Genomic DNA, 20,223 nt, shown 5'->3' on the forward strand with positions numbered 1-20,223 from the left:
TTAAAATTTAAAATTATAAGTAATTGTAGGTATCGGCATTGCAAAGATTGATGTTTTGTAGGCTTTTATCTGTCCTTCTTTTGTCACAAAAAAGATAGAATAAGGATTGTTTCTCCCCAGCACATTATATATGGAAATATTCCAGAAACTATGCGCTAGTTTTTTAATTTTATGATTCCCTTCAATGTTTAACCCAATATCTAATCTGTAATAATCAGGAATTCTAAATTTATTACGATCGCTGTAAAGTGTATATTCAGCACCATTTAAGACATATTTACCAATCGGATATGTAACAGGTCTTCCGGTTTGATAAACAAAATTAGAAGAAAAACTGTATCGTTTCGTAAATTTGTAATTCATTACAATACTGACGTCGTGAGGCTTGTCAAAATTCGTAGGAAAAAAATCTCCATTGTTTACTTTCTCATCATTAAATTGGCTGTCGAGTTTTATAAAAGATCTTGAATAAGTATAGCCAATCCATCCGTTAAGTCTTCCATATGGTTTTTTTAATAAAAATTCTACTCCGTATGCTTTTCCTTCACCTTGCAGTAATTCAGTTTCTATATTTTGATTCAAAATTGTAGTAGCTCCTACTTTGTAATCTACAAGATTTTTAGACGTTTTATAATACCCTTCTAAACTTAACTCAATATCTTTATAATCGAGTTTCTTAAAAAGACCTAGCGAATACTGTAAACCGCTTTCTGGTTTTACATTTAAATCCGATAACTTCCAAGTATCAGTCGGTGCCTGCGTTGTATTATTAGATAATAAATGAATGTATTGAAAATTCTTGTCAAAACCTGCTTTTATAAAAAAGCTGTCGTCAAAAATATATCTTAAGCCAATTCTAGGCTCAAAACCGCCAGAAGTATTGATTACTTCATTGTTAGTATAATTTTTTTCTTCAATTACTGTTGAGTTAGTCAGCGGAACTCCTTCTTGATAAATCTTTTGAGTGGATGGTCCTAAAGCGGCATACAGCGAATATCTCGCTCCAACATCAAGCAGTAATTTTTCTGTAATTTCAAATTTATCAGATAAAAATGCAGCTGACTCCAAACCTTTTTCATTATCTATTTTTATCGGATCAACAATTGAATTTGATCCATTGGGTGTCATTTCCCCAGGATTAACTTTGTATAATTTGCTTGATATTCCGTAAGTAAACTTATGTTTTGCTTTGAATGCAGTATTGAATTTTAAACTTACCTGAGTTTCATCTATTTTGTATTTATAAATAAAAGACTCCGGATTTGGTGAATCATAGTTAATGCTGAATTTATATTCGCTGTTTGTAACGTTAAATTCGCTGTTTGTTTTTTCGCTAAAAGCATGTTTCCATTTCAAAGAAACAAGTCTGTTGCTGTATTGATATAGAGAATCTGGAGTTATGCTGTATCGGTCTTTGCTGTAATATCCAGTTCCTTCAATAGAATTGTTTTTATTTATTTTATGATTGTATTTTGCAAATAAATCGTAAAAAGAGGCTTCACTGTTTTTTAAATTTTCATCGTCTAACGATTTTAAAATCCAGTCAGAATAAGTTGCTCTTCCTCCAACTAATAAGCTTGCTTTTCCTTTTACAACAGGAATAGAAGCTGTTAAATTACTCGTTACAGGTCCAATTCCTCCTTCGCCGGAAAATTTTTCAGTATTTCCATTTTTAGAAATAATATCAAAAACAGATGATAATCTTCCTCCAAATTCTGATGGAATTCCACCCTTATAAATATCTACTTTGTTAATGGTGTAAGGGTTTACCGAAGAGAAAAATCCAAAAAGATGTGCAGGATTGTATAATGTCGCATTATCTAATAATACTAAATTTTGATCTTCTTTTCCGCCGCGCACGCTAAATCCAGATGAACCTTCTCCTGCTGTTTTTACTCCCGGAATTGTTAAGGCTACTTTTAGGATATCTCGTTCACCCAATATTAACGGAATAGTTTTAACGCCTTCTGCTTCAATTGTTGTTACACCTGTGATTGCAGTTCTAATATTTTGATTGCTTTTTCCTTTTACGACAACTTCATCCAATTGATTTATTTTTTCAACTACAGAAAAATCCAATGTTCCGTTGCTGTAAATCATTATTTTTCTGGCCGTATTTCTGTAAACTAAAGATTGTACTTCGATAGTGCTTATTCCAGTAGGAAGTTTCAAACTATAAAACCCAGATGCATCAGTTGTCGTGCTGATCGTTGTGTTTTTTGCTTTTACAGTTATGTCGGCTAACGGTTTGTTGTCTTTTAAATCTGTTATGTGCCCCGAAAGAATATAAAAATCAATTTCTGAATCGATTTCTTCTTTACCAATTAAAGCAATCGGATTTTCTGTTTCTGGTTTGTTTTTCCCAACTGAATCGTACTGCTGAAAGAATATTGGAGTTTTTGTATTTAAATCTTTTGTGCCCTTAATTGGATATTTATCGTAAATGACACTGTTTTTGGTTAGGATAATTTTATTTTTATCAATAAAGAAATTTATATCTGTATCCTTAAAAAGTTTAGGCAGTATTTCTTCAATAGTTTTGTTAGAATAATCCCCAGATATTAATACAGTTTTATCAAACCATTCTTCTTGAAAATAAAATTTGAAATTTGTAGAAGCTTCAATTTTTTTTAAAACTTCGACCTGATTAATATTGCTAAAATTAATGCTGATAGTAGACTTTTGATCTTGTGAATACATTAATTGATTTAAACCAAAAAATAATAAAATAATAGTAAAAATTCTCATTTGGATGATGCTATAGATTTATATTGTTAATGTATTTCATTAGATTTTTCATAAATAATCCAGGATCATCCTTTTTTAAATCTCTATTCATAAAATAGAAATCATTTATTTTTCTTTTTTTGTCGGGATATAATTTTATGATTTCTTTTTTATCATTGATCAATGTAAATGTGTTTTCTTTTAATAGTAAAAACTCATATTTCAGTCTATATTCTATTAAAAAAACGTTGTCTTTTAAGGTGTTGTTTTTTTCTTTAAAATATTTTATATACAAAATAGATTTGTCACCATTTAAAGTTTCATCATAATATCCGCCTTTAAAAGTGGAGCTGAGATTTTTTAGATTGACGAATTTTTGATTTCCTAATTTAAAAGAGCCAACGTTATCCTTAATAAGATTGATTTGCATATTATTTGAATCGGTATAGGGTCTTAAAATAAGTTCATCTGCGTAGATATCATATTTTAAGTATAAGTCGTAGTAATTCTGATTATTATAAGTAATACTCCCGTTTCTAAAATCATTTGAGATATAATAGCGGTTTTGATTATCTACAGTTCTGTCAAAATTAAAATGTGCTGGACCGTTTCTAAAATCTAAAGATTCAACTCCAAGATTTCTGTCAAGCCAATTGTAGGTTGCAGCTTCGCTATTGTTTTGACTGTGGATGCTAAAGATGTTTAGGAATAATCCAAATAAAATTATAAAATAAGGTTTTTTTTGAATTTTTTTCAAAGGATTGTTGGTTTTAATGTTTTTGGATGTTGTTGCCAAAAGTATTAAAAAAATGTTATAAAACTAATCAAGATTGTTAAAATGTAACTTATATTTTACATTTCACAGTCAAAAGCCATGATTCGTCAATCCAACAAAGGCTCTGTGTTGAATTAGAAATGTAAATCTAATTCAGAATTTATTTTTTCTTGATAATGGTCTATCTTTCTTATGGCACGATTAAAAAAGAGGTTTTGTTCTTTTATACCAGATTGCTTTAAGGGTTTAGAGTTCTGAATTTGCTGTTTAAAAAACTGATGAACATTTTTACAGCTTTCCTCATTGTCAGTTATAAAATATCCCAACAGCGTATAAGGCACAAACATGGTTAGTTTATCTTCAGTTTCAATAAGCATGTTGTTATTCAGTAAAATAAGTTCGTTGTAATAAACTGCAAAATCGACAGCAGTTGTATTGCATTTGTCTTGTATTAAATTTATGATTCTTTTTAGATCCTTACACAATGCATTTGCGCTGTTTAGGTTTAACAGCCCAGCTTCATAAAAATATAAAATTTGTTGTAAACTGCTATTTATCGTCGTGTCGTTCCAAATTTCTTTGACATTTGTTTTTTCATAGATCTGTTTTAATTTCTGCATGTATTCAGAAAAAGACTCTTCAATAACGAAATTTTCAAATGAAACTTTCTTTTGTTTGTTATTCAAAAGATTGAGCCACACAAATGCTTTAAACTTTGAAAGAATGGTTCCGTCCATAAAATAAAATAGCGGAATATCCTTAGCAGAATAGAAAAGGGTTGTTTTTGGATTTTTTGTTAATATTTCAATTTGCTGCGAAGATGATCTGAAATATTCCAGCATGTCTTTCATTGTTGTAATTTCAATAGTTTTTTCAACAATGACTTTTTCGCTTTTTGAGAATAATTTATCTAAAGAAATAGTATAATAATCTGCTAGCTTGACAGTCTCGTCAATCGAAAATTTACTCTTTTGAGAGATTCTTCGATGTGATGCATCATAACTGATTTCTAAAACAGAAGCAATTTCATCTATTAAAGAAACTGACTTGGGAATCTTATTTCTGATAGCTTTTAAAAATAATTCTTGCGATTTCATAATTTGCGATAATCACAAATATATAAATTATTTTTATTGATTTGAACAAATTCGTGTGTGATAATTGCAATAGGTTTGCTTAATAATTTTAAAAGAAAATAATTTTAAAAGAAAATAATTTATGAAAGCAAAATATTTTAAAAAGTCAGAAGAAGAGAAAATATTTTTTTCTGCTTTAAAAACAAGAGTTAATGATAAACTTAAGCATAAAGCCATTTCTTATGGAGACTCCAGATTTTGGTTTAAAGGTCTTTTTTGGACGCTTATTTGCTCTTTATCCTACTCTTTCCTTTTTCTGGATTCTCTAGGCAAAATAAAATTTTGGCTGATGTATGTGGTTTTTCAATTGTCAGGATTATTAATAGGATTTAGTTTTGGTCATGATGCATCTCACAATACAGCATTCAAAAATAAAAGAGCAAATTCAGTGCTTCATTTTTTTAGTTTTCTTACTGTTGGAATTGATCCGTTGCTTTGGGGATTAAGGCACATTCGCTCGCATCATTTATATGCAAATGTAGAAGGCAGTGATGTAGATATTGATAAAAACCCTTTTTTAAGGTTAAGTCCAACACATCCATGGAAACCAAAACATAAATATCAAGCTTATTATGCGCCGTTTGTTTATATGTTTACTTTATTGCATTCTGTTTTTATGAGTGATTGGGTATATTTATTTTCAAATGAATATGATTGGATGAAAAGAGGTGTTCCTAAAGCAGAGCTGTATTTTAGATTCATCGTATATAAGATATTTTATTTTTCTTTAGTATTAGTTTTTCCTTTGCTATATGCTGATTTTTCATGGAGTTTCATTGTGCTAAGTTATCTTACTGCGAGTGCTTTTACTTCTATGGTGTTTATTATTATGCTTGTAGGAACACACTTTTTTGACGGTGCCGACTATCCTCAGCCAGAAGGTGAGTTTTTAGAACATACCTGGGCAGTTCATCAGCTTCATACCAGCTGCGATTGGAATGCGAATAAAGGCTGGGCAAGGTTTTTAAGCGGTGGGTCCAATTGCCATGCGGCGCATCATCTTTTTCCGAATATCTGTCATACAAATTATAGTGAAATAAATGAAATTATTGAAGAAACTACAAAAGAATACAAACAGCCGTATCATCATAAAACATTAGTAGAAATGATGTTTTCTCATTTTAAACATTTGCATAAAATGGGAAATCCTTGATTTTGGCAATTCTTATAATATAAAAATAAAAATAGTTTTATTGATTTGTGCAAATCGCAAATGGTATGTTTATTTAGTAAATTTAAAAAAAATGAAAAAAATTCCTTTATTACTTATTGGTATTAGGTTAGTGTTAGGTTTTGTAATGATTTTAATAGCAAATAATAATTTTGCCTATGCAAGAATAATTTTAGTTTTATTAATGATCTTCGGATTGTTGACAGATATCTTTGATGGTATTATTGCCCGTAAAGCTGGTGTATCATCAGAAAAATTACGTAGAATGGACAGTCAAGTCGATTTGATTTTTTGGCTTTGTGTTGGGTGGTGTGCTTGGCTGTTAAATCCTGAAATAATTATTGAATATAAATATGCTATTATTTCAATTTTTGTGATGGAAGGTTTAACGTATGCATTTAGTATTCTAAAATTTGGAAAAGAAACATGTACTCACGCTCTTTTGTCTAAATTATGGGGCTTAACATTGCTGAGTGCGTTTATTTTCATAATAGGTTTTGGTTATGCTGGAATCCCTTTCTTTCTTGCAGTATTTTTTGGAATAGTAGGTCATATTGATGTTTACCTTATAATTTATTTTTTACCAAAATGGACACATGATGTTCCTAGTTCGTATCATGCTTATTTAATTCGAGAAGGAAAAACAATTAAGAGACATAAATGGTTTAATGGATAGTTGAAAAACGACAGGAGCGGCTTTGTTGTAAAAAGAGATAAAAAACGAAAAACCCCAATTCAAATAAATGAATTGGGGTTTTCTATGAATAAACCTTTAGTAAACTAAGATCTGATTACTCTTTTTTCTCCTCACGCGGAGGTCTTTGTAAAAGTGCTTTTCTTGACACTTTTTCTTTTTTAGTTTTAGGATCAACACCTAAATATTTCACTTGGAATACATCACCCATGTTTACAACATCAGTAACGTTTTCAGTACGTTCCCAAGCTAATTCTGAAACGTGTAATAAAACTTCATTTCCTGGCGCAGCAGTATATTCTACAACAGCTCCAAAATCTAACATTTTAATTACTTTTACTTCATAAGCTTCTCCCATTTGTGGTTTGAAAGTGATTGACTTAATTTTAGCCAATACTGCTTCAATTCCAGCAGGATCTGTACCCAAGATTTCGATAACACCTTGCTCGTCAACTTCGTTAATAACGATAGTTGTTCCGGTAGCTTTTTGTAATTCCTGAATTACTTTTCCACCAGGTCCGATTAATGCTCCAATAAAGTTTCCAGGAATAGTTCTGGTAATGATTTTTGGTGCGTGTGCTTTTACGTCAGCTCTAGGTGCAGCGATAGTTTCAGTTAATTTTCCTAAAATATGTAAACGTCCATCACGAGCTTGAGCTAAAGCCTGCTCCATAATGTCATAACGTAAACCATCAATCTTAATGTCCATTTGACAAGCTGTAATACCATCAGCAGTTCCAGTTACTTTAAAGTCCATATCTCCTAAATGATCTTCATCACCTAAAATATCAGACAGTACAGCAAATTTTTCTCCATCAGTAATCAATCCCATAGCAATTCCAGAAACTGGTTTTACCATTTGAACTCCAGCATCCATCAAAGCCATTGTTCCAGCACAAACTGTTGCCATAGAAGAAGAACCATTAGATTCTAAAACTTCAGAAACAACACGAATTGTGTAAGGGCAATCTGCAGGAATCATATTTTTTAAAGCTCTTTGAGCTAAGTTACCATGACCAACTTCTCTTCTTGAAGTTCCTCTTAGTGGTTTTGCTTCACCAGTTGAGAAAGGAGGGAAGTTATAGTGTAAGTAGAATTTCTCTTCACCTTGTTCAGATGGAGAATCAATTTGGTTAGCCTCTCTAGAAGTTCCTAAAGTTACTGTTGCCAAAGCTTGAGTTTCTCCACGAGTAAATAAAGAAGAACCGTGAACTCTTGGTAAATAATCAGTTTCACACCAAATTGGTCTGATATCTGTAGTTTTTCTACCATCTAAACGAACACCTAATTCTAGGACTACGTTACGAACAGCTTCTTTATTTGTTTTGTAAAAATATTTAGAAACTAAATCACCATCTGCTGCTAATTCTTCTTCTGTAAATAAAGCTTTAACTTCATCTTTTATTTCAGCAAATGAAGCAGTTCTTTCGTGTTTAGCTGAACCAACTTTTGCAATAGCATAAATCTTGTCATATGCTGCAGCTTTTACTTTTTTGTAAATTTCTTCGTTTTCTTTCTCACCTTCGTAAGTACGAATTTCTTTTTTACCAAAAGCAGCCTGCAAACGCAATTGCGCCTGAATTTGAACTTTGATAGCTTCGTGAGCAAATTTAATTGCTTCGATCATTTCAGCTTCTGAAATTTCTTTCATCTCACCTTCAACCATCGCTACAGAATCCATAGAAGCACCAATCATCATGTCGATGTCAGATTTTTCTAATTCTTCTCTGCTTGGGTTGATTACTAATTTTCCGTCGATACGTGCAACACGAACTTCAGAAATTAAGTTGTAAAATGGAATATCTGAAACTGCTAATGCTGCAGATGCTGCTAAACCAGCTAAAGCATCAGGCATAACGTTTTCGTCATGAGACATTAATTGAATCATAACTTGTGTTTCAGCATGGTAATCGTCTGGGAAAAGCGGACGCAATACACGGTCTACTAATCTCATTGTTAATACTTCGCTGTCGCTTGGACGTGCTTCTCTTTTAAAGAAACCTCCAGGAAAACGACCTGCTGCTGCAAATTTTTCGCGGTAATCTACCGTTAACGGTAAAAAATCAACTGCTGGGTTGCTGGTGCGAGCTGAAACTGCTGTTGCAAGAATCATGGTGTCGCCCATTCTTACTACTACAGAACCGTCTGCTTGTTTTGCTAAACGTCCTGTCTCGATTGTGATGCTTCTGCCATCACCTAAATCGATCTTTTCTACAAATAATTGTGGAATCATAAATTTTTTCCTTATTGATTATACAATGGGTTTTAGTTGTGTTGTAGTGTTGTTGTGTAGTTGTTGTTATCTAAAACCCAATGAAAAACCAAACTTTTTTTAATTTCAATATCAATTTCAAAAATCAATATTAATGCGTTTGTAAATTTAAAAATTAAAATCTGTATCGTTCCGAAGTTCGGGATCTGGACTAAAATTTTAAATAAAAAAAGAGGCACTTTCGCACCTCTTTCCTATATTGATTATTTTCTGATATTCAATACTTTGATAATCTCACGATATCTGTTGATCTCTTTCTTTTTCAAGTAATCCAACAAAGCTCTTCTTTTACCTACTAATAGTACAAGAGAACGCTCAGTGTTGTAATCGTGACGATTTTTTTTCAAGTGTTCAGTTAAGTGTGAAATTCTGTAAGTGAACAATGCAATTTGACCTTCTGCACTTCCAGTGTTTGTAGCACTACCATGTTGTGCGAAAATCTCTTCTTTCTTTTCTTTAGTTAAATACATTCCAATATTATTTAATGATTTTTATGTATGTCATACATCTTTTGTAAGACGGGTGCAAAATTAGATTAAAAAAACAGAAAAATCAAAAAAAATTAAAAGAATCTAAAAATAAGGCAGTAAGAAATTCTTTTTTAATGATTTGGCAGTAACTTTTTCGATGAAAATTAATCTACAACTGATTATTTTAATTTTGAAATTTTTTTACCAGCCTGTTTTTCATTTAAGGACGAGTAAGAATGTTTTATATTGTTTTCATCAACGCTTACCCCTGAGATTAAAACTCCTTTGTCGTAATTCTCAATAAAACTAATTTTTCTTAAAATATCATTACCCTCCCAGACACCTTGCCTTAAGCCATCTTTAACAGCTCCTTTTTCTGTTATGTATCTATCAGTGTCTTCGTATTCTCCGTTTTTGTCTATTACGGTTTGATTGTTATTTTCATCCCAAAAATTAATAATTAAAGTTTGAGTTTTTTTTGTTTTCGGATCCCAAAAATTCTGTTTTTCAGATTTTTTGCTCTGGTTTTCATACCAGTTAAGTTCTTTTCCTTCTTTGTGATCTTGAGAATAATTTATAACAGATTCTTTTGCTCCATTTTTATAATAACAAATAAATTCTCCGTCCTTTTTTAAAATATCTTTATCTAAAGTTGCTCCAGTCATTTTCTTTCTTCCGTTTTTATAGAAATCTGTTACAACATAGCGAACACTCTTTTGATAATAATTGGTAATTACTCTTGTATAAATATAGTTTTCGGGCGTAGTTTCACGATTTAGCGAGTCAAGAAAGATTTTTTTCGAGACCATGCTGATTTGTGCAAATAGATTTGCTGAAATTATAAGATGGAATAATATAAAAATGCCTTTTTTCATTCAGATCTATTGCTGTCTTAAAATAATTTAGCAGCTTCTTGATTTACAAACTCCAAAAATCTTTCGTCAGCTTCTGTAAAAGGATCTATTAGGTGGCTGTCAATATCAATTTGCCCTATGTTTTTTCCGTCAACAAATAACGGAACAACGATTTCAGATTTTACAGTAAAACTGCACGCAATATAATTATCTTGTGCCTTAACGTCTGGCACTACAAAATTGGCATTGCTTTCTGCAACCTGACCGCAGATTCCTTTTCCAAACGGAATCACCGTATGGTCTGTTTCAGCGCCTACATAAGGCCCTAAATGTAAAGTTTTGGTTTCGTGATTGGCAAAATAAAAACCTACCCAATTATAATATTCTACATTTGCATTTAATAATTGACAGATAGCCAATAATTTTTCGTCTCTAACAATAGTTGTGTCAGCAACAATAGCACTTATTTTTGGTTGTAATTCTTGAAATGTCATGATATAAAAATTTTATACAAAAGTATTTAAAGCTCAAGTCAAAAAATACATAAATTTGAAAAAAAAATCTCTTGAAAAAATATTTAATACAATTTAAACCTTTCTTGATTTTTGTAAGCACTTTTTTTGCAGTCTACATTGCGCTTACAATGGCTTATAAATTTTATCTCGATTCGTATAATGATAACCGAGCAGATGGGATAACTGCTATGGTCAGCCATAATGTAGAACAGTTGATGTTATTTTTTAACAGTGATATTAATATACAGGAAAATCTAAATAATTCTCGGTTTGATGTTACCTATAATGGTGTTTCGCTCATTAGTATAGTTGAAGGGTGTAATGCAGTAAGTGTAATTATCTTATTTATTTCTTTTGTGCTGGCTTTTTCTGGGAAATTTAAGAAAACGCTTCTTTTTATTTTGTTCGGAATTTTGTCAGTCTACATTCTAAATGTAGTTAGAATTGCGCTGCTTACACTTCTGTTTTTTCATTTTCCTAAATACAATCATTTGTGGCACGGTGTTGTTTTTCCTCTTCTTATCTATGGTTATGTTTTTGTTTTATGGATTATTTGGATTAATAAATTTTCAAAATATGCTAAATAAAATCAAGGAAAATAAATATAAAGTTCTGATTGCAGTTCTAATTGTTGCATGTTTTGGTGTAATCAGAGCATTTGAAAACCAATTGTTTTATGATCCTTTTTTGGTGTATTTTGAATCTAATTTCAAAAACAAACCTTTTCCTGATGTAAATAATTTAAGTCTTTTCTGCGGACTTTTACTGCGATATGTTTTAAATTCAGTTTTATCACTAATCTTGATTTATGTCTTATTTGCAGATCGGGAAATGCTTAAATTTAGTGCTTATTTGTATGTATTCTTTTTTATACTGCTTTTCAGCATGTTTTTTACTATTCTTAAATTTTTCCCAGACGCCGGATGGCTTCTGTTTTATGTTAGGCGATTTATAATTCAGCCCATATTTGTATTGCTGTTTATTCCTGCATTTTATTATCAGCTCCAAAATTCAAAAAAATAACAATTTATTTAATGTTTTTCTCAAGACTTTTAGATAATTTTGCACTTATGAATTTAAAGAAGTGCACAGGATTATTTTTAGCATTCCTATTATTGGTTTCCAATATAGGGTTTGCATTCGATGTGCATTATTGTGGAGGTAAAATAGCTTCCATTTCTTTAAATACATCAGTAAAAGCTGCTCCAGAGAAAAAGTGCTGCGGTTCAATTGAAAAGAAAAATTCATGCTGCAAAGATAAAGTGGTGCATTTCGAAAAGAAATCAGATGATGCTACTTTCAAGTTTTTCTTTTTTCAGCTTGCTTTTCCTGCAGTAATTCAGGAATATCAGCCCATTGCTTTTTTATCAATTCCAAATTTTAAAAGCAGTCAGATCATTTCGTATTATTCTGATGCGAATGCGCCCCCCTTATTCAAATTATATAATCAATATATTTTTTACTCCTGATTTTAATGTTTAGAATCGAGTCATTTTGACTTGAAAATATTCTGTTGCCTTTTTCAAAAATGAAGAAGGATTAAAACAGTTCTAATAACATTAAAATCATTTTTATGCACAAAAATATCATGTTTTTGGGTATGGTTTTACTATCTGTTACTGCTTTTTCGCAAGAAGATCTGCAGGAAGTTAAAATCACCAAAAAGCAAAAAGGAATTAAAAAATCCTATACACTTACCACCAACACATCTGTCATTACGAGTAAAGAACTGCTAAAAGCAGCTTGTTGTAATTTGGCCGAAAGTTTTGAAACCAACCCTTCAATAGATGTCAATTTCTCGGATGCCTTAACAGGAACCAAGCAAATAAAAATGCTCGGTTTGACTAGTCCGTATTTAATGATTACAGAAGAAAATATTCCCTCGGTTCGTGGCGCTTCACAGGCTTACGGTTTATCTTTTACTCCTGGAACCTGGATAGAAAGTGTTCAGATTACAAAAGGAGCGGGGAGTGTCATTAACGGTTACGAAAGCATTTCTGGACAAATAAATACAGAACTTTTAAAGCCTTTAAACGATATCCCATTTTTCTTAAATGCTTATGGTTCTACAGATGCCCGTTTTGAGTTGAATACACATTTTAATAAAAAATTATCAGATAAATGGGCTACAAGTTTGTTTGTTCATGGGAACACACGTGTAGCAAAAAACGACATGAATGATGACGGTTTTCTGGATAATCCGTTAGGAAAACAAATCAATGTTTTAAATCGTTATCAATATTATGATCCTGAAAGCGGTTTGGTAAGTTTTATCAATTTCAGATATATGAATGATAAAAAGCAAACCGGAGAAGTTGATTTTGATAAAGACAGAGATCGTGGTACAACTAATTATTGGGGTTCAGAAATCAATACAGAACGTTTTGATGTATCAACAAAAATTGGTTATGTTTTTCCAGACATGCCTTATCAGAGTATTGGTTTTCAAAATGCTTTTAACAGTCATAAACAAGATTCGTATTATGGTTTAAATCAGTATGATATTAAACAAAATAGTTTTTATTCGAATTTAATTTTCAATTCGATTATTGATAATACGATGAATAAATTCACAACAGGATTAAATTTTACTTACGATCAATATCAGGAATTTGTCAATGTAAATGATTACAGCCGAATCGATAATTCCGTTGGGGCATTCTTTGAGTATACATATGATAATACAGATAATTTTAGTGTGATTCTAGGTGGAAGAGTAGACAATCATAACCGTTTAGGTTTTTTTGTAACGCCTCGTCTTCATGTAAGATATAATCCGTGGAAAGATGCAGTAATTCGTTTTTCTGCCGGAAGAGGAAAACGTTCGGCAAATATTTTTGCAGAAAACCAACAGCTTTTCGCAAGTTCAAGAACGTTTTCGATTTTAGATAATAACGGAAAAATTTACGGATTAAATCCGGAAATTGCCTGGAATTACGGTGTGAGTTTTTCTCAGAAATTCAAAATTTTTGGTAAAAATGCCGATGCAGGTTTTGATTTTTATCGCACCGATTTTCAGAATCAGGCCGTTGTAGATTTAATGCAGAGTCCGCAAGAAGTTTTATTTTACAATTTAAAAGGAAATTCATTTGCAAACAGCCTGCAGGTTGAATTCAATTACGAATTGATTCATAATTTGAATCTTCGAACAGCTTATAAATATTACGACATTCAAACCGATTATTTAAGAGGAACTTTTCAGCGTCCGCTGCAGGCAAAACATCGTTTTCTTGGAAATTTGGAATATGAAACGCAGCTGAATGATGATAAGCAATGGAAATTTGATTATACATTTAATTGGTCTGGAAAACAGCAGCTGCCTTATACGGCATCAAATCCTGAAGCAGATCAATTTTCAGATTTTTCACCCTCTTATGCTGTTATGAATCTTCAGATCACAAGAGTTTTCTCTTCTGTTTTTGAAGTATATATAGGAGGAGAAAATATTGGAAACTATAAACAAAAGAAAGCAATTTTAGGTGCAGATGATCCTTTTGGTCCTAATTTTGATGCATCCATAGCATATGCACCAATTTTTGGACAGATGTACTATGCCGGACTTCGATTTAAAATAAAATAAAGCAATTCAATAATATTAAATAGAACATAAAATGAAAAAATTAGTTTTAATAGCACTAGTTACTTTTTTAGGATTTTCTGCTCAGGCTCAAACTAAAAAAAATAAGAATTTAAAATATACTACCGAAGTAAACGGTAATTGCGAACAATGTAAAAAGCGCATCGAAAAAGCTGCTTTTAGTGTTCCTGGTGTAAAAACTGCTTCTTGGGATGTTAGTTCCCATCAGCTTTCGGTGATTTTAAATGAAGAAAAATCATCTCCGGCAGATCTGAATAAAGCAATTGCAAAAGTAGGCCATGATACTAAAGAAATAAAAGCCGAAACAGCTGATTATGAGAATTTGCATACATGCTGCAAATATGTTAGAGAATAATAGTTCAGAGCCCAAGTTAATGCTTGGGCTTTTTAATAGTTAATTTATCTTTAAAATACTGCATTTAATTGTGGTTGAAGCAAATTATTGTTAATTTCACGACTTATAAATAACCAAACTCATTTTATGAATAATTTTGATTGGACGCAATTAATAAACCCCGAATTTTATATAACATTAAGCATTGGTGGTTTCCAAATTGGTTTATTTATTGTTTTATTTATTGTTTTTGCTGAAACAGGACTTTTTGCAGGTTTTTTTCTGCCAGGAGACAGTTTACTGTTTTTGGCAGGTATTTACAGCCGTGATTTAATTCAGAACGTGGTTTCTATTCCAAGCGATTTTATAAACGTCTTTTTACTTTCTACTTTAGTAGCGATAATGGGAGTTTTGGGTAATATGACCGGTTATTGGTTTGGTGCAAAAAGCGGTTATTATTTATTTAAAAAAGAAGATAGTTTTTGGTTTAAAAAGAAATACTTATTGCAGTCAAAAGATTTCTTTGAAAAGTATGGCGGAAAAGCAATTATTTACGCTCGTTTCCTTCCAATCTTCAGAACTTTTGCTCCAATTATTGCAGGAATTGTGTCTATGGACAAAAAGAAATTCATGTTCTTTAATGTTTTAAGTTCTTTTTTATGGTCATTTATATTGATTTTCTCCGGGCATTATTTATATGGAGTGTTTTTAAAGCAGGGTATCGATTTAAAACATCACATTGAATACATCATTATAATTATTGTTTTAATATCTACATTTCCAGTTTTAGTAAAACTTTTAAAAAAGAGACCAAGCGAGAAAGTTTAGTTAGATAAAGAGGTAACAAAGTTGCAAAAGCTCAAAGGTTTGAGCTTTCTGATAAACATACGAATACAAAAAAGTCCNNGGACTTTTTTGTATTCGTATATTTTTGTTTGTATTTAATTAAATCCAGTTTTAAGGATGTAAGTAAGTTGAAATTAAGAAAGCCAAAGAGAATTCTATTTCCTTTTTATTGGAATTTGAAATTTAAAACTTTGAATTTATTGCTACCATTCATTTACTTTATTGGCATCCATTTTTAAGAAGATAAAAAGTAAAATAGTGAAACCCCAGAGTCCAGATCCTCCATAAGAAAAGAAAGGAAGAGGGACACCAATTGTTGGAAATATTCCGATGACCATGGCGATATTTACAAAAAAGTGTATGAATAAAATTCCAGCTACACAATAACCATATACTCTGCTGAATTTAGTTTTTTGTCTTTCGGCCAAATAGATTACTCTTAAAAGCAGTCCCACAAAAAGAAGAATTACAACTAAAGAACCTGCAAATCCCCATTCTTCGCCTACAGTTGTAAAGATATAATCTGTATGCTGCTCGGGAACAAATCCTCCTTTAGTCTGTGTTCCTTCCAAGAAACCTTTTCCGATCCATCCTCCAGATCCAATTGCAATTTCAGACTGGTTTGTATTGTACCCAATACCTTTCATGTCAACCGTTTTTCCTAATAAAATATTGAAACGATCTCTATGATGCTGCTTGAATATATTATCAAATACATAATCAACGGATAATACAAAAGCTGAGATAATAGCCAGCAATATTGTGCTTAAAAGAACATTTCGGTCAACAGCCCGTCCTTTAAAATGAATAATAGTTAATACCCCAAGAGCAATTAAAATTACGGCATAAGGCTCTAAAATCAGTGTCAGAACAAATAAAAGGATAGTAATAAAACCTGTCCAGACGTACCACGAAGGCAGTCCTTCTCTATATAAAACAACAATAAAAATACTGTAGATCAGCGCGCTTCCAGGATCGGGCTGTGGTAAAATGAGTATTACGGGCAAAAAGACAATTGCAAGTGCCTGAATCTGCCTGTTTACATCTTTTAGATTGATTTGTGAATCACTGAGATACTTAGCCAGTGCTAATGCAGTTGCTGCTTTTGCAAACTCAGAAGGCTGTATAGTAAAACTTCCTATGGCATACCAGCATCTTTGGCCTGCAATTGTTTTTCCAAAAAGGAACAAACCTGCCAAAGATAATAGCGCTACACCAAAAATAATACTGGCATATTTTTCGTAAAACTTTCCATCCACAAAAAGCACAACAAATATCAATGGAATAGTACAACCAATAAAAATCAATTGTTTTTGATATGTTCCTTCTGTAGATAGTAACGAAGATGAATAAATGTTCAGCCACCCCAATGTTACCAATGCGATGTAGATAAAGACACTTATCCAGTCAATGTTATTTTTTACACTTTGATTTTTCATTTGAAATAATCTTTCTTAGTTCTTTTTAGTAGTGTCTAATGCTGTTTTTTTAACTTCTGTCTTAGGAGTTACTGGTTTTGGAACAATAATTTTTGCTTTTAGTACAGAGTCTTTTGGTGTAGATTCTATAATACTTGCAGGATTAACACCTCCTACTTTTGCATATTCGCTTAGCAAACTCTTGTTTAAAACCCGAACTTCCAAATCAGTTCTTGTGATTTTTTTTCTTAAATATTTCTCAATCATTAAACTGGCAATTGGTCCCGCAACTGTCGCTCCAAAACCTCCGTTTTCAATCATGATGGCTATTGCAATTTTTGGATTGTCCTTTGGTGCAAATGCTACAAATATCGAGTGATCTTTAAGTTGTGTTCTTTTTCCGTCAATCTTAGCAAAGTTCTCTGCTGTTCCTGTTTTTCCGCAGATATCAATACCTTCAACTCTCAATGCGTAAGCGGTACCTTTGTTGTATACATCAAATAAACCGCTGATAACTGGCGGGAAATATTTTTTGTCAATGGTAGTTAAATGCTTAGTTGTAAATTTAGAGTCTATTTTCTTTCCTTCTATCTTTTTAATGATATGAGGAGTGTAATAAAATCCTTGATTTGCCACCGTGGCCATCATATTAGCCAGCTGGATTGGTGTCATTAAAACCTCTCCCTGACCAATAGCGTTAGATACAATTGTTGTACTTCTCCAGCCGCCATTCGGATATATTTTTTTATACGTTTTAGAAGTTGGAATATTTCCTTTTTTACCTGTAGGTAAATCGTAACCCATAAACTGCCCTAATCCAAAACTTTTAACGTGGCCACTCCACACATCCACAGCTTGACCGGGATTTTTATATTTGTTAATTGTCAGCATATAGGACTGAGCAAAATAAGTATTACAAGAATTGTAAATACCATTATGAAGCTGATGAGGACCAAAACCGTGGCATTTCATAAAACGGCCCCTTCCGTAGCTAAAACCGTGGTGGCACATAAAAGTAGTCTGCTCATTGATAACTCCTTCTTGAAGGGCAACCAATCCAGTTAAGATTTTAAAAGGAGATCCTGGAGGATATTCTGCAAGAAGACCTCTGTCGTATAATGGTTTTGCAATAGAGTCATGATACAGGAGTGTGTAGTTTTTAGATCTCTGTCTTCCTACTAAAATTCCCGGATCGTATGATGGTGCAGTTACTAATGCCAGAATTTCACCAGAATTAGGTTCAATTGCTACAATCCCGCCTCTTTTGTTAATCATTAACTCTTCGCCATATTTCTGAAGTTCAGCGTCGATAGTTAAATTAATATCTTCTCCTGCAACAGCAATCGTATCGTATTTACCGTCTTTGTATGGACCGATCTCTCTGTTGTATTTGTCTTTTTGAATGTATTTTACACCTTTAATTCCTCGTAAAATGTCTTCATAGCTTTCTTCAACACCTTGTTTACCAATTAAATCTCCACTATTATAATATGGATTTTTGGCAATTAATCTTTCATTAACCTGAGTGATAAAACCAAAAATATTAGCACCATAGTCTACTTCATAGTCACGAAGAGATCTTTTCTGAAAATAAAATCCTTCGTATTTTCTGATTTTTTCCTGAAAAGCAGCAAACTCATTTTTATTCAGCTGTGATAAAAAAACCGACGGCAGGCGAGGGCTGTAAACCTTAGCTTTTGCAATTCTTTTGTCGTATTCTTGTCTGGTAATGTTCAATAATGCACAAAATTCATCGATATTAAGGTCTTTCTTAACTTCTCTGGGAATAACCATAATATCATAAGAAGCTTGATTAGCAACTAATAATTTACCAGTTCTATCATAAATATAACCTCTCTCAGGATAGTCATATTTTTTTTTGATTGCATTATTTTCTGATTTTAATTTGAATGAATCATCAACAATCTGTAGATAGAATATCCGAATCAACAGCAAAGATCCTGCAATAATAATTAAAGTGGGCAGCAGGACTTTTCTCATCGTTTATTAGGCTTAATAAGATATATAATAATGATTGAAGTGATTATTGTAAATATTGAACTAAATAATGTTCGCAGTAAAATATCCCAAATAAATTTAAACTCAAAAGCTTCAAGTACAAATAATACAATATGATGCAGTATAACTGATACTAAAATAAAAGAAAATCGTTCAGGAGTTAGTGATTCATTCAGTTTTATTGTTTGATATTCATAACTCAAACCAAATGAAAATTTAAAAATGTAAGGCCTGTAGTAAGCTAATATAAGGCATGATGTTGCATGAATACCGCCTGAGTTACAGAACATATCCATTGTTAAACCTAATAGAAAGCTGGAAATAATTAACCCTGCTTTGTTGCTGTTTACTGGATATAAAATAATATATAAGATGTATGGGAAGGGACTTATGTACCCTAAAAAATTCATATTATTGAAAATAACAACCTGAATTGTTAGCAGCATAATAAAACGAAAAATATTGACTAACAAAGCGCTATTCATTTTTTTCTTTGTTTTCTAAATTAATAAGTTCTTCTCTGTCCTTACTCTTAATAATGTATACATGTCCTAAGTTTGTCATATCGTTAAATAGCTTAACCTTGATAACATAAAAACTTGTTTTTTCTTCTACGTAAACTACATCTACAGTACCAATATTGATTCCTTCGGGGAATATTACGGACTGTCCTCCAGTTACAATAGTATCACCTTTTCTAACTGATGCTAATCTTGGAACGTCTCTTAATTGAACAAATCCAGTGCTTTTTCCGTCCCAGGTCAAAGATCCAAAGTGATTTGATTTTTTAAGTTTAGCGTTAATTTGGGATTTCATATTCAGAATACTTACTACAGTCGAATATCGAGGTGAAGTATCGTCAATAATCCCTATAATTCCTAAACTATTTATTACACCCATATCTGGTTTTACACCATCATTTGAACCTGAATTTAGAGTAATAAAGTTCTCATGTGTGCTATATGAGTTGTGAATTACTTTTGAAACAATAATGTCAGCAGGTTTTACTCCTTTTATGCTGTCCGCCAACGGTAATTTTGTGGTGTCTTCTTTATTAAATAGTAAACTTTTTAATCTTGCGTTTTCAAGGACAAGTTCGTCATTTTGTGTTCTTAAATTCAAATATTCGTTTACGCGATTGATTCTTTCATAAACACCTCCGCTTAAAAAGTTAGCCGAGCTGATCATTTTGCTTCTATGGTAGGAATGTGATTGAATTGTAAGAGACAACGAAATACCTAAAAGCAGCAAAAACAGCAATCGATTACTGTTTCTTAGAATGAAATTAAAAATTTGCTGCATTTCTTGTTTGGTTATTTTGTTTCAGGATATGCTTATAGTTTCAATTTTTTTAGAGTTGAATCATTTTATAATTCAACTCTAAAAATAAATAT

19 protein-coding genes are annotated in these 20,223 nt (G+C 31.8%); 8 read left to right on the forward strand and 11 right to left on the reverse strand.

All coding sequences use genetic code 11. The features are described from left to right. The 3 genes from B0A68_RS19905 to B0A68_RS19915 form a co-directional block, all read right to left on the reverse strand. A complete protein-coding gene (locus tag B0A68_RS19905; protein WP_240475261.1) occupies positions 1–2,700 on the reverse strand; it encodes a TonB-dependent receptor in 2,700 nt (899 codons plus the stop codon). 58 nt (positions 2,701–2,758) lie between these two features. Then, the gene (locus tag B0A68_RS19910; RefSeq protein WP_035688295.1) at positions 2,759–3,484 is read right to left on the reverse strand and encodes a hypothetical protein; all 726 of its coding nucleotides are present in this window, start codon (positions 3,482–3,484) and stop codon (positions 2,759–2,761) included. A gap of 152 nt (positions 3,485–3,636) precedes the next feature. Next, on the reverse strand, positions 3,637–4,599 hold the full coding sequence (locus tag B0A68_RS19915; RefSeq protein WP_035686195.1) for a hypothetical protein: 963 nt from the start codon (positions 4,597–4,599) through the stop codon (positions 3,637–3,639). A 121-nt stretch (positions 4,600–4,720) separates the two neighbouring features. Here B0A68_RS19915 and B0A68_RS19920 point away from each other — a divergent pair, with 121 nt between their 5' ends. Both B0A68_RS19920 and B0A68_RS19925 read left to right on the forward strand, forming a co-directional pair. Then, a complete protein-coding gene (locus B0A68_RS19920; protein WP_035686193.1) occupies positions 4,721–5,791 on the forward strand; it encodes a fatty acid desaturase family protein in 1,071 nt (356 codons plus the stop codon). A 91-nt stretch (positions 5,792–5,882) separates the two neighbouring features. Next, positions 5,883–6,485: a CDP-alcohol phosphatidyltransferase family protein gene (locus B0A68_RS19925; RefSeq protein WP_035688292.1), complete on the forward strand. Its 603-nt coding sequence runs from the start codon at positions 5,883–5,885 to the stop codon at positions 6,483–6,485. Between the two features lie 115 nt (positions 6,486–6,600). Here B0A68_RS19925 and B0A68_RS19930 read toward each other — a convergent pair whose 3' ends face one another. The 4 genes from B0A68_RS19930 to B0A68_RS19945 form a co-directional block, all read right to left on the reverse strand. After that, positions 6,601–8,736, reverse strand: a complete 2,136-nt coding sequence (locus B0A68_RS19930) for a polyribonucleotide nucleotidyltransferase (protein WP_035686190.1) — start codon at positions 8,734–8,736, stop codon at positions 6,601–6,603. A 242-nt stretch (positions 8,737–8,978) separates the two neighbouring features. Then, the gene (gene rpsO / locus B0A68_RS19935; protein WP_029271792.1) at positions 8,979–9,245 is read right to left on the reverse strand and encodes a 30S ribosomal protein S15; all 267 of its coding nucleotides are present in this window, start codon (positions 9,243–9,245) and stop codon (positions 8,979–8,981) included. Between the two features lie 179 nt (positions 9,246–9,424). Then, positions 9,425–10,120, reverse strand: coding sequence for a toxin-antitoxin system YwqK family antitoxin (locus tag B0A68_RS19940; RefSeq protein ID WP_035686187.1), 696 nt, complete (start codon positions 10,118–10,120; stop codon positions 9,425–9,427). A 17-nt stretch (positions 10,121–10,137) separates the two neighbouring features. Then, entirely contained in the window at positions 10,138–10,593 is a 456-nt protein-coding gene (locus B0A68_RS19945; protein WP_035686182.1) for a GAF domain-containing protein, read from the reverse strand. Positions 10,594–10,664: 71 nt separating this feature from the next. Here B0A68_RS19945 and xrtF point away from each other — a divergent pair, with 71 nt between their 5' ends. The 6 genes from xrtF (at position 10,665) to B0A68_RS19975 (ending at position 15,374) form a co-directional block, all read left to right on the forward strand. Beyond that, positions 10,665–11,201 carry an exosortase family protein XrtF gene (xrtF, locus tag B0A68_RS19950; RefSeq protein ID WP_035686180.1) on the forward strand — a complete coding sequence of 179 codons (537 nt, stop codon included), beginning with the start codon at positions 10,665–10,667 and terminating at the stop codon, positions 11,199–11,201. After that, the gene (locus tag B0A68_RS19955; protein WP_035688289.1) at positions 11,191–11,637 is read left to right on the forward strand and encodes an exosortase F system-associated membrane protein; all 447 of its coding nucleotides are present in this window, start codon (positions 11,191–11,193) and stop codon (positions 11,635–11,637) included. Before xrtF ends, B0A68_RS19955 begins: the two co-directional genes overlap by 11 nt. 47 nt (positions 11,638–11,684) lie before the next feature. Continuing rightward, positions 11,685–12,083, forward strand: coding sequence for an HYC_CC_PP family protein (locus B0A68_RS19960; protein ID WP_035686178.1), 399 nt, complete (start codon positions 11,685–11,687; stop codon positions 12,081–12,083). Positions 12,084–12,187: 104 nt separating this feature from the next. Beyond that, a complete protein-coding gene (locus tag B0A68_RS19965) occupies positions 12,188–14,194 on the forward strand; it encodes a TonB-dependent receptor plug domain-containing protein (RefSeq protein WP_035686176.1) in 2,007 nt (668 codons plus the stop codon). Positions 14,195–14,225: 31 nt separating this feature from the next. After that, entirely contained in the window at positions 14,226–14,567 is a 342-nt protein-coding gene (locus tag B0A68_RS19970; protein ID WP_035686174.1) for a heavy-metal-associated domain-containing protein, read from the forward strand. 126 nt (positions 14,568–14,693) lie between these two features. Continuing rightward, on the forward strand, positions 14,694–15,374 hold the full coding sequence (locus tag B0A68_RS19975; RefSeq protein WP_035686172.1) for a DedA family protein: 681 nt from the start codon (positions 14,694–14,696) through the stop codon (positions 15,372–15,374). Positions 15,375–15,595: 221 nt separating this feature from the next. On the opposite strand, the gene rodA is transcribed toward B0A68_RS19975, so the two are convergent. The 4 genes from rodA to mreC are packed head-to-tail and all read right to left on the reverse strand — an operon-like array spanning position 15,596 to position 20,131. Beyond that, entirely contained in the window at positions 15,596–16,831 is a 1,236-nt protein-coding gene (gene rodA / locus B0A68_RS19980; protein ID WP_035686169.1) for a rod shape-determining protein RodA, read from the reverse strand. A gap of 15 nt (positions 16,832–16,846) precedes the next feature. Beyond that, positions 16,847–18,811 carry a penicillin-binding protein 2 gene (gene mrdA / locus B0A68_RS19985; protein ID WP_035686166.1) on the reverse strand — a complete coding sequence of 655 codons (1,965 nt, stop codon included), beginning with the start codon at positions 18,809–18,811 and terminating at the stop codon, positions 16,847–16,849. Continuing rightward, positions 18,808–19,314: a hypothetical protein gene (locus tag B0A68_RS24740; RefSeq protein ID WP_035686163.1), complete on the reverse strand. Its 507-nt coding sequence runs from the start codon at positions 19,312–19,314 to the stop codon at positions 18,808–18,810. Before B0A68_RS24740 ends, mrdA begins: the two co-directional genes overlap by 4 nt. Then, on the reverse strand, positions 19,307–20,131 hold the full coding sequence (gene mreC / locus B0A68_RS19995) for a rod shape-determining protein MreC (protein ID WP_035686160.1): 825 nt from the start codon (positions 20,129–20,131) through the stop codon (positions 19,307–19,309). Before mreC ends, B0A68_RS24740 begins: the two co-directional genes overlap by 8 nt. Positions 20,132–20,223 lie beyond the last annotated feature (92 nt).

The organism is Flavobacterium reichenbachii, assembly GCF_002217435.1.
Classification (GTDB): domain Bacteria; phylum Bacteroidota; class Bacteroidia; order Flavobacteriales; family Flavobacteriaceae; genus Flavobacterium; species Flavobacterium reichenbachii.

Coding starts and splice junctions, on each gene's coding strand:
- B0A68_RS19905 (WP_240475261.1), bottom strand. CDS start 2,700: ATGTATTCACAAGATCAAAAGTCTACTATCAGCATTAATTTTAGCAAT.
- B0A68_RS19930 (WP_035686190.1), bottom strand. CDS start 8,736: ATGATTCCACAATTATTTGTAGAAAAGATCGATTTAGGTGATGGCAGA.
- B0A68_RS19965 (WP_035686176.1), top strand. CDS start 12,188: ATGCACAAAAATATCATGTTTTTGGGTATGGTTTTACTATCTGTTACT.
- B0A68_RS19945 (WP_035686182.1), bottom strand. CDS start 10,593: ATGACATTTCAAGAATTACAACCAAAAATAAGTGCTATTGTTGCTGAC.
- mrdA (WP_035686166.1), bottom strand. CDS start 18,811: ATGAGAAAAGTCCTGCTGCCCACTTTAATTATTATTGCAGGATCTTTG.
- B0A68_RS19955 (WP_035688289.1), top strand. CDS start 11,191: ATGCTAAATAAAATCAAGGAAAATAAATATAAAGTTCTGATTGCAGTT.
- rpsO (WP_029271792.1), bottom strand. CDS start 9,245: ATGTATTTAACTAAAGAAAAGAAAGAAGAGATTTTCGCACAACATGGT.
- B0A68_RS19925 (WP_035688292.1), top strand. CDS start 5,883: ATGAAAAAAATTCCTTTATTACTTATTGGTATTAGGTTAGTGTTAGGT.
- B0A68_RS19915 (WP_035686195.1), bottom strand. CDS start 4,599: ATGAAATCGCAAGAATTATTTTTAAAAGCTATCAGAAATAAGATTCCC.
- B0A68_RS19940 (WP_035686187.1), bottom strand. CDS start 10,120: ATGAAAAAAGGCATTTTTATATTATTCCATCTTATAATTTCAGCAAAT.
- B0A68_RS19970 (WP_035686174.1), top strand. CDS start 14,226: ATGAAAAAATTAGTTTTAATAGCACTAGTTACTTTTTTAGGATTTTCT.
- B0A68_RS19960 (WP_035686178.1), top strand. CDS start 11,685: ATGAATTTAAAGAAGTGCACAGGATTATTTTTAGCATTCCTATTATTG.
- rodA (WP_035686169.1), bottom strand. CDS start 16,831: ATGAAAAATCAAAGTGTAAAAAATAACATTGACTGGATAAGTGTCTTT.
- B0A68_RS19920 (WP_035686193.1), top strand. CDS start 4,721: ATGAAAGCAAAATATTTTAAAAAGTCAGAAGAAGAGAAAATATTTTTT.
- mreC (WP_035686160.1), bottom strand. CDS start 20,131: ATGCAGCAAATTTTTAATTTCATTCTAAGAAACAGTAATCGATTGCTG.
- B0A68_RS19975 (WP_035686172.1), top strand. CDS start 14,694: ATGAATAATTTTGATTGGACGCAATTAATAAACCCCGAATTTTATATA.
- B0A68_RS24740 (WP_035686163.1), bottom strand. CDS start 19,314: ATGAATAGCGCTTTGTTAGTCAATATTTTTCGTTTTATTATGCTGCTA.